This window comes from Dendronalium sp. ChiSLP03b, assembly GCF_034531165.2.
GTDB classification, from domain to species: Bacteria; Cyanobacteriota; Cyanobacteriia; order Cyanobacteriales; family Nostocaceae; genus Dendronalium; species Dendronalium minutum.
The window spans coordinates 25,972-35,265 of the sequence record NZ_JAVRBR020000135.1; the positions used below are offsets into that span (position 1 = coordinate 25,972).

Annotated in this window: 8 protein-coding genes; 1 reads left to right on the forward strand and 7 read right to left on the reverse strand. The window is 42.5% G+C overall.

Annotated features, from left to right (window positions below; genetic code table 11):
- Positions 1-69: 69 nt before the first annotated feature.
- From RMY31_RS31250 to RMY31_RS31275, 6 genes are all read right to left on the reverse strand, one after another.
- Positions 70-861, reverse strand: coding sequence for a YdcF family protein (locus RMY31_RS31250; RefSeq protein WP_322664958.1), 792 nt, complete (start codon positions 859-861; stop codon positions 70-72).
- A 196-nt stretch (positions 862-1,057) separates the two neighbouring features.
- A complete protein-coding gene (locus tag RMY31_RS31255) occupies positions 1,058-1,567 on the reverse strand; it encodes a hypothetical protein (protein WP_322664960.1) in 510 nt (169 codons plus the stop codon).
- A gap of 65 nt (positions 1,568-1,632) precedes the next feature.
- Positions 1,633-3,174: an AAA family ATPase gene (locus RMY31_RS31260; RefSeq protein WP_322664962.1), complete on the reverse strand. Its 1,542-nt coding sequence runs from the start codon at positions 3,172-3,174 to the stop codon at positions 1,633-1,635.
- 91 nt (positions 3,175-3,265) lie between these two features.
- Positions 3,266-3,877: a 50S ribosomal protein L25/general stress protein Ctc gene (locus tag RMY31_RS31265; RefSeq protein WP_322664964.1), complete on the reverse strand. Its 612-nt coding sequence runs from the start codon at positions 3,875-3,877 to the stop codon at positions 3,266-3,268.
- A 77-nt stretch (positions 3,878-3,954) separates the two neighbouring features.
- Complete coding sequence (locus tag RMY31_RS31270) at positions 3,955-5,298, reverse strand: adenylosuccinate synthase (protein ID WP_322664966.1); 1,344 nt, start codon at positions 5,296-5,298, stop codon at positions 3,955-3,957.
- A gap of 736 nt (positions 5,299-6,034) precedes the next feature.
- Positions 6,035-6,403: a hypothetical protein gene (locus RMY31_RS31275; RefSeq protein WP_322664968.1), complete on the reverse strand. Its 369-nt coding sequence runs from the start codon at positions 6,401-6,403 to the stop codon at positions 6,035-6,037.
- A gap of 247 nt (positions 6,404-6,650) precedes the next feature.
- Between RMY31_RS31275 and RMY31_RS31280 the strand changes: the two genes are divergently transcribed.
- Positions 6,651-8,582: a transglycosylase domain-containing protein gene (locus tag RMY31_RS31280; RefSeq protein ID WP_322664970.1), complete on the forward strand. Its 1,932-nt coding sequence runs from the start codon at positions 6,651-6,653 to the stop codon at positions 8,580-8,582.
- Between the two features lie 69 nt (positions 8,583-8,651).
- On the opposite strand, the gene RMY31_RS31285 is transcribed toward RMY31_RS31280, so the two are convergent.
- Complete coding sequence (locus RMY31_RS31285; RefSeq protein WP_322664972.1) at positions 8,652-9,038, reverse strand: VOC family protein; 387 nt, start codon at positions 9,036-9,038, stop codon at positions 8,652-8,654.
- Positions 9,039-9,294: the final 256 nt, after the last annotated feature.

A 9,294-nucleotide genomic window follows, 5' to 3' on the forward strand; every position in this document is an offset into this window, starting at 1 on the left:
GATGCCTGCCATTAGTACTTTCTTGCTTGAATATATAAGTGGGAATAACAGCCGATCTTTAGCACTTAATCATAGCCAACCGCGCAAGCGATATACAAAACTGCCAACGTATTCTTTTAAAGCATTAGTAAATTGGTGTAAATTATTGCTATCAGGTAACAAATTTAGTATTGCGGCTTTAGGAGTGTTGCCGAGTTCTTGTAAATCGCCCTGACTGACGAGAAAGTCAGTAGGTGCAGGAATAACATCAATACCTTGACGCTGGAAAATCTTCAGCGATCGCGGCATATGCATTGCGGAAGTTACTAACAATATCTGACGAATGCCACGAGCCTCTAAAATTTTCTTGACATTCACAGCATTTTCGTAAGTATTCAATGAGTCAGGTTCTTGCACAAGTGCTTCGGATGGTATGCCAATAGACGTAAGGATTTTAGCCATATCTTCTGATTCTGGTGCGCCGCTGCCACGCCAATCAATACGACCTCCACTGAGAATGACGATCGGGGCTTTTTTTTGGCGATATAGTTGAGCAGCATAAATCACGCGATCGCCCGATTCACTTAAATCGACACTCGGTCTTGGGAAAGAAGCTGATTTAGTTGCACCACCTAAAACTACAATTGCTTCTGCATTGGGCATTTGGGCAACAGGAAGATTTTGCCATTCCAGCGATCGCACTAATGATTTAGCAACCCAACCATTACTGCAAAGAAGTAATACAGTTAATGCTAAGGCGATCGCTCCCGCTGCAATTCGTGGTCGCTTCCATAATGTTACTAGTGCCACTATTAAAGACAAACTGGCTAATCCCAGCGGATAAAAAAACAGTGGTAGCAACTTGGAGAGATATAAAAACATGTTAGGGATTGAGTATTGGGGATTAGTATTGAGTATTAGGTATTGGCTATTAAGAAGAAAAAGTAATTTGATGAACTAAATTCCTTCCTAGTCACGCCAGTTCGCTTAACGGAGGGAACCTCCCGAAGTTCGCTTGGAGGGAAACCCACAAGAGCGACTTCTCTTTGCACGCGACTAGCTCCCCAGTCCCCAGCCCCTAATCCCGGTATCTTCTCCAAAACTGAAGATTGATTCCAGAAGGACGACGGTAACGGCGGACGGGTCTTCTTTTTTGTTGTTTGGTGATTCTATTGCTAGGCCGTTCACTAGACGACTCTTCTTGCGCCTCAACTGGTAGCTGAGTTTTACTTTCTTCTTTGCTTCCCCACCAAGCAATAATCCATCCTCCACCCATAGCACCTATTCCGCCTAGCAAGATACTCATGGGTGCAGAATACCCTAAAGACACAAAGCCAAGTAAGAAAAATAACCAGTACTTAAGTGCTGCATCCACGCCATCAGAGGAGGCTACAGTTGGGGCTTGGGGACTATTTTTACTTGCATTTGTAATCCAGCCTAAAGTGAAACCACCCAAAATACCTAGGAAGATACTTAGGGATAATGGAGAACCTGTCAGCGACAATATGAGTATTAAAAATGACCCAAATATTAGTTGAGTAAAGAAGCTGGGAGAGATAATGAAGAAGTCATTGTTTTTAGGTGCCATAAGTTCACTACTAATAAATTAAAAATTTAAAATTAAAAATTGTTTAGGATTTTTAATTTTGCAAGCTATTGGCGAATTATTTGTGTTAATTGTGCTTGTTGTGGTTGGGTTGTGTCCCAAATCTGAACGTAGGGTTTTTCTTCATCGGTAAAGGGTTCAGCTTGCTTTATTTGTGATGCCAATAAATGAACGGTAGCATCAGCAATATCATTTGTGCGGTTGACAAGACGCTCTTGTACTACTTCTAAAGGGGCTGTGCAGTAAATAATTTTAAGGGGAATTTGGTGTTTTTCGGCTTGGGCGATCGCTTCCTGGCGCAGTTTTTGTTGGTCATACTTAGCATCCAAAATTACTGAGAAACCTTGATTAGCTAGTATAATTCCCAAATTCAGCAACTGTGCATAAGTTTTCTGGGTCATTTCAGGTGTGTATAAGTCATCCCCACCGCGTTCCTTCAAGGAAATTCCTCCCAAATGTTTTCGCACTGCATCTGAGCGAATATGAATTGCTCCCAGTTGCAAGGCTAAATATCGTGCGGTTGTACTTTTCCCAGAACCTGACAATCCCGACATCAAAATCAGTTGTCCTTGTTTGGGTTGAGTATACTCCCAAGCCTGCTTGTAATAGTCAGCCGCTGTTTTTGTTGCTTCTTCCTTTACCGTTAAGGGTACACTCGGATCGTCTAGTAAAAATGAAGTCACCTTTGCCCGGACATAAGCCTGACGGCTCAAATATAAAGGCAGTACCTGCAAACCTTCCCAATCTCCTGTTTGCTCTATATAGGCATTCAAAAAGGCATTACCCAAATCTTGACGCTGCCGCGCTTCCAAATCCATCACTGTGAACGCTACATCGTACATGACATCGACAAAGCGAAACGGTTCATTAAACTCTATGCAGTCAAATAACGTGATTTTGTCATGCCACAAAGCAATATTTCTCAGGTGTAAATCCCCGTGACATTCGCGAATGTAGTCATTGTGAATTCTACTAACAAATAATTCTGGAAGTTCTGCAAAAAATTTATCTGTATATTGCTTTGTTTGATCGAACTGTGCCTGCGTCTGGGGACCATCGATATATTTCTCGGTTTGCTCGTAATTCTCATCAATGGCAGCCCGGACTTGCAGCACCTCACCAAAACTGCGAATGTAATCATTCGTCTGTGCTTGGGCATGGTATTGAGCCACTACCCTTCCCAATTCCTCTAGGTGTGTCTCATTTAATTTACCCTGTTCAAAAAGTGTGCTAAACAGTAACTCTTGAGGAAACTGACGCATCTTCAGCACGTACTCTACAGGTTCGCCAGTTCCACTGAGATGGTATTGCTCCTCCACCAAAGTCACAGGCAAAACTTCCAAATATAGCTCACTTGCTCCTCGCTGATTCAGGCGCAACTCTTCCTGACAAAAATGCTGCCGTTTCTCCAAGGTAGAGAAATCTAAAAAACCAAAATTCACTGGTTTTTTCAGCTTATAGGCGTAATCTCCAGTGAGCAGCACATAAGAAATGTGGGTTTGAATTAATTGAATCGGTTCTGCTACTGCATGGGGATAAAATCCAGGCTGCAACATCTGCTGAATTAAAAGTGGAAGGATAGTTGTCATCTCTTTCCTTTGCGCTTTCTGCGCCTGGTGCGGTTCAAATACAAAAAAACCAGGAGTTTCCCCCTGGTATCATCAAAAATTATTACATACTTTATGTAGCTTCAGAGACTGTTTCACTCGCTGTCTCAGCCTCAGCATCAGCACTAATTTGCGGCTGTGAAACACTGACCACGACTTGCTCCGCTTCACCCAAAGCTGTCACCCCTTGAGGCAAGACTAGCTCATGAATACGCAAGCTGTCTCCAATTTTCAGGTTAGAGACATCAATTTCAATTACCTCTGGAATGTTCTCAGGGGAACAACTGACTTGTAGTTCGGTGAGTACAGTGTCTAAAAAACCACCTTCTTGTTTAACACCAACAGCATTTCCCACAAAACGCAGTGGTACTTCTACATTAGTGTCACCGTGACCAGCAACTGCAAAAAAGCTGAGGTGGTAGGGTGTACCTTTTGCTGGATGAACCTGAAGTTCTCGCAGCAGGGTTTTGCCCCGCCAAGGTACATCAGTAACGTTTAAATCAATTAAGGTGTTGTTGACTGAAGCTTTTTTGAGTAAGCGCTCAACAGTTTTGGCATTAATGACCAGAGAAATTGACTCTGTACCCTTATGACCGTATAAATTAGCAGGTATTTCTCCAGAACGGCGCAAAGCTTTTGGCTTGCTACCTTCTGGTCGCGTTTGACATTCGACTGTGAGAGGCATAGAAGTTGTTAGTTGTTAGTTGTCAGTTGTCAGGAGGCAGGAGGAGAACTCAGCACTCAGTACTCACTACGCACTCACTACGCACTTAGTAGAGAGGCCGGTGTGCCGTCAGGGTGCAATAAAGCGCGTTTGGGACCGTGGATGGGGTCTTCTACAATTATGGTTTGATCGCGGCTTGCTCCTAGGGAGACGATCGCGATTGGGACTTCCATTAATTCTGCTAAGAATTTTAGATAGTCCAGTGCTTGCTGTGGCAAGTCTTCTAAGGTGCGGCAGTGAGTTGTTGACACACCCCATCCCGGTAAGGTCTTGTAAATGGGACGACACCGGGCAAATTGACGGGAACTGGTGGGGAAGTTTTCAGAGCGTTCGCCATCTATTTCATAAGCAACACAAACTTTGATTTCTTCTAATTCGTCGAGAACATCCAGTTTGGTGATTGCCATACAATCCATACCGTTAATCCGAACGGCATAGCGACCGATGACAGCATCAAACCAGCCACAGCGACGCTTACGTCCGGTGGTTGTGCCGAATTCTGCACCGCGATCGCATAATAATTCTCCGATTTCTCCATCCAATTCGGTGGGAAAAGGCCCTTCCCCTACTCGCGTCGTGTACGCTTTCGATACGCCAATTACCCTGTCAATCATTGTCGGTCCTACCCCCGTGCCAACGCAAGCCCCTCCAGCTACGGGGTTCGATGAGGTGACATAGGGATAAGTGCCATGATCTAAGTCGAGAAGCGTTCCTTGCGCTCCTTCAAACAAAATATTGCGCCGCCGTTGAATGGCATCGTATATTTTCAGTGAGGTATCAACCACGTAAGGTCGCAAGCGATCGGCATATCCCAAATACTGCTTAATCACCTCTTGAGGGTCTAAAGGCGGCAAGTTATAAAGCTTTTCTAAAATAACGTTCTTATAATTAATCGTCCATTCTAACTTGTCACGCAGCGCTTCCGGATCCATCAAGTCTAAAACTCTGATGCCTGTACGCTCTGATTTGTCAGCATAAGTGGGGCCAATACCTCGACCAGTAGTCCCAATTTTGTGACTTCCCCGTCGTTCCTCCGATGCCTGGTCGATTAACCGATGGTAAGGCATCGTTACATGGGCTGTCTCAGAAATTAGCAGATTCTTAGTAGAAATGTTTAATTTCTCTAGCTGGTCGAGTTCTGTTATCAAAACCTGTGGATCGATGACTGTCCCACAGCCGATAATACACTCAGTATCTGGATACAAAATACCAGAGGGAATCAAATGCAGCTTAAAGGTCTGACCTTTCACTACAATCGTGTGCCCAGCATTGACACCCCCTTGGTAACGTACCACAACATCTGCGGAGCGGCTGAGTAAGTCAGTTATTTTACCTTTCCCTTCATCGCCCCACTGGGAGCCTATCACAATGACGTTAGCCAAGCGTTTATTTTATAGAGGTAAAGTTTCCACAAAGAACCATTATCAACATATTTCACAAATTATGTCAAGGATAATCCACAACATGACACAAAGTTCTACGATGGGCAAAAAAGCAAAGGAGAAACCGATATAAATTCTTGCTCTCTGCTCAAAAGCTCATAACCCACATTCTGCACTGGGAACTGTCACATCAAGAATGTCAATAGACCGAAAAGTTTTGCGATCGCCCAAAATAGTTAAAGTTATTCGTTTATTTTTATTAATTACATACACAGTAGCGTCAGCATAAAAATAACAAGTGTTAAACAGTTAAATATTTCGTTTCAGATTTTACTATTTGTTATCAGGGGAGTAAGTAAGTCGGTGAGAAAAAACCAAACTATGTTACAAAAGGTTAACTCAGCTAAAAACCTCTTCCCTCCTGCCTCCTGCCTCCTGCCTTATCCTCACGATAAATATTCACGACGACCTACTTAGTTGCAGGATATAACCTTTGACTCTATCTTTTCTAACTTTTGTTAGAGGGTTATATTTTGAGAGCGAGTACGATAAGTAATTATATTTTCTTCTTGTGAGGAAATAATATAAACAGTATTTTGATAGATCGCCAAGAACTTTTCAAAAATCCTCTAAGAATATCTTTGGAAAGTCTCAATTAATACTAGCCTTAGCAATTGGAAATCACAGCTATACAGGCAAAATCCAACTGCGTGGGTTTCAAACACCTGATTTCCCCTTAGTCCGCGCAGGCGGTGAGTCCAGCGCTGCGGAGAGAAGTTGCCATAGCGTAGCGAAGCGCGAGTCCTCTCCCAAGGGGAGCCACTGCGGTCTTGGGGTTTCCCCAAGTGGAAGAGGCAGTGCGTTGCGATGAGGGGGTCGCAGTCTTGGCGGTGAGGCAGTCCAATCTTGGGGTTGCCCCAAGTGGAGGAACTGCCGAACCCGTAAGGGTTCCCGTCGATTGCGATAGCGAAGCGTTAGCGAGTCTTCTCTCAAGGGGAGATGCTACGCGAACGAGCGTCACCCCCGAACCCGTTAGCGCAGCGTTAGCGAGTCCTTGAGCGTCAGGGGGGTTTCCCCCGTTGTAGCAACTGCCGTCAAGTAGCATCAGGCGACTAGCGAACGCGAAGGGACTTTGTTTGTGTAGTAGCGAATTATATTCGCCCAATCCTTTTAAAACATCCTATTTAGTTATCCACTAGACTCTACTCCAAATTAGATGATCTGTCTAGGTTAATATCTGTTCACTTTTGCAACTATCAAACTACTGTAGTTGCAAAAAAAATATATTACCAGTTTCGTTGAATAAACTGTTGAATTGTCGTCTTTTGTACAAATGAATAAATGAAATTGCCATGTCTTCCTCAGAAACTTTTAAACATGAACAGCCAGAAATTGGGACTTCACATAGTTTCGAGTTTTGGAGACAAGTAGGTCTGATCGCTGGTAGTACTTTGTTATCAATTGCTATGCTGACAAGTTCTGTTGTAGCTGGAGGATTGATTGGTTTAGCAATTAGTTTCCGTAACTTACCAGATGTTAGACAAATACAGAACTTCTTGCCAGCAGAAACAACTTACATCTATGACATCAAAGGCAAGCTGTTAGTAGGTATACATGGGGAAGCTAACAGAAAAGTTATACCCCTAGATAAAATTAATCCAAATTTAAAACGAGCAGTATTAGCCAGTGAAGATAGTTATTTTTACAACCACCACGGTATTGACCCAAGCGGTATTGGACGTGCTGCATTAGTCAACTGGACAGCAGGTGGTGTACGAGAGGGTGGTTCCACAATCTCAATGCAGTTAGTAAAAAATCTCTTTCTCTCTCGTAAGCGTGCTTTAAGCCGCAAAATAGCAGAAGCAATACTAGCAATTCGCTTAGAGCAAATTCTCACTAAAGATCGGATTTTAGAAATGTACCTCAATCAAGTTTATTGGGGTCATAACAATTATGGTGCAGAAACAGCAGCACAGACCTACTTTAATAAATCAGCAGAAAATTTGACTTTGGGCGAGTCAGCAATGATGGCGGGTTTAGTTCAGGCTCCAGAAGAATTTAGCCCTTTTGTGAATATGAATTTGGCCAAACAAAAGCAAAGGGAAGTATTGGGAAGAATGCTGGCATTGAAATGGATTACCTACCAAGAATATAATGATGCTCTCCAGCAAAAAATCAAACTTGGTAAAATCAAGTCATTTGAAGCTAGTATCTTTCCTTATGTTACCAATGCTGTGGCACAGGAACTGATTAAAAAGTTTGGGCGTGATGCAGTGGTTAAAGGTGGAATGCGGGTGCAAGCTACGGTAGCCTTTGACTTGCAAAAGATCGCAGAAGAAACTATTAAAAAGTGGCATAAAACTCTTGAAGGTCAAGGGTTAAATAACAATCAAATGGCTTTAGTAGCAATTGACCCACGTACCCACTTTGTCAAAGCACTGGTGGGTGGTGTAGACTCGAAAGCTAGCGAATTTAACCGAGCAACTCAAGCGCAGCGTCAGCCCGGCTCTTCCTTTAAACCGTTTGTTTACTATACTGCCTTTGCTAGTGGTAAGTTTACTCCAAATACAACAGTGGTAGATTCCCCAGTCAGCTACCCTGATATTAATGGTTCATACTCTCCACACAACTACGATAATACCTTTAGGGGTGCAATACCGATTCGTACTGCTTTAGCACAATCTCGTAATGTCCCTGCGGTTAAGATTGGCAAAGCGATAGGGATAAATAAAGTTATCGAAACTTGCCGTACCCTAGGAATTATGAGTCCAATGGAACCTGTAAGTTCTTTGCCATTAGGTGCAATTGGTGTTACACCACTAGAAATGGCTAGTGCTTATGCGACTTTTGCTAATTATGGTTGGCAATCGCCCCCAACGCTGATTGCCCGTGTCAGTGATAGTAGTGGTAATGTGTTACTCGATAATACCCCCAAACCTCGGTTAGTTCTTGACCCTTGGGCATCAGCCACAATCTTAGATGTGATGCAATCAGTAGTTAAAGAAGGAACTGGTAAAGGTGCAGCTATAAACCGGCCAGTTGCGGGAAAAACTGGGACAACTTCTTCAGAAAAGGATATTTGGTTTATTGGTACAGTACCCCAGTTAACAACTGCCATTTGGGTAGGAAGAGATGACAACAGACAATTAGCTCATGGTGCTACAGGCGGAGGTATGGTTACTCCCATTTGGCGCGATTTTATGCAGCAGGCGCTTCAAAATGTACCAATACAGAACTTCAAGCCAGCTTCTAAATTTTCTCGCCCTAAGTCAATTAAAAAATGAACTGCTCTCAAAGACTAGCTTCTCTACCTATTTTTTAAAGCTCAACTCAGTAATTAAACAATAAACTTACTAACTCTCATAAATCTCTAAGGGTAAATTATCTGGGTCTTTAAAGAAAGTAAATTTTTTACCTGTAATTTCATCAATTCTAATATTTTCTGTCTCTACACCCTGAAAGTTCAAGTCAGAAACAGTTTGCTCAATATCACGAACTTCAAAAGCAAGATGCCTTAATCCACAAGCTTCTGGGTTGCCAACTCTTTGAGGAGGATTAGGGAAAGAGAATAACTCTATTTGGTTGTTTTCTCCAACTCGCAAATCTAATTTATAAGAATTTCTTTCAACGCGAAAAGTCTCTTGAATAATAGAAAAACCTAAAACTTCTACATAAAACTTTTTTGAGCGTTTGTAGTCAGAACAAATTATAGCTACATGATGAATGCCAGTGATTTTCATGCTATGTTCTTCGCGCTCTTTGCGGTTCGTTGAAGTGAAATTGTTCCAAAATCAACAGGATAGATACATAGTAATTTGAATAACGATAGCGACAGATGAAGCACCCAAAGCGAATCAATACAGCACTTCCCGTTGTTATGAGGTACAGTTAGTAAGAAGAAAAATAATATCTTTTCATGAAAGCATATTCAATCGATCTCCGAGAAAAAATAGTTGCAGCACATATTCAGGAGAAAATATCAATTCGTCAAGTGGC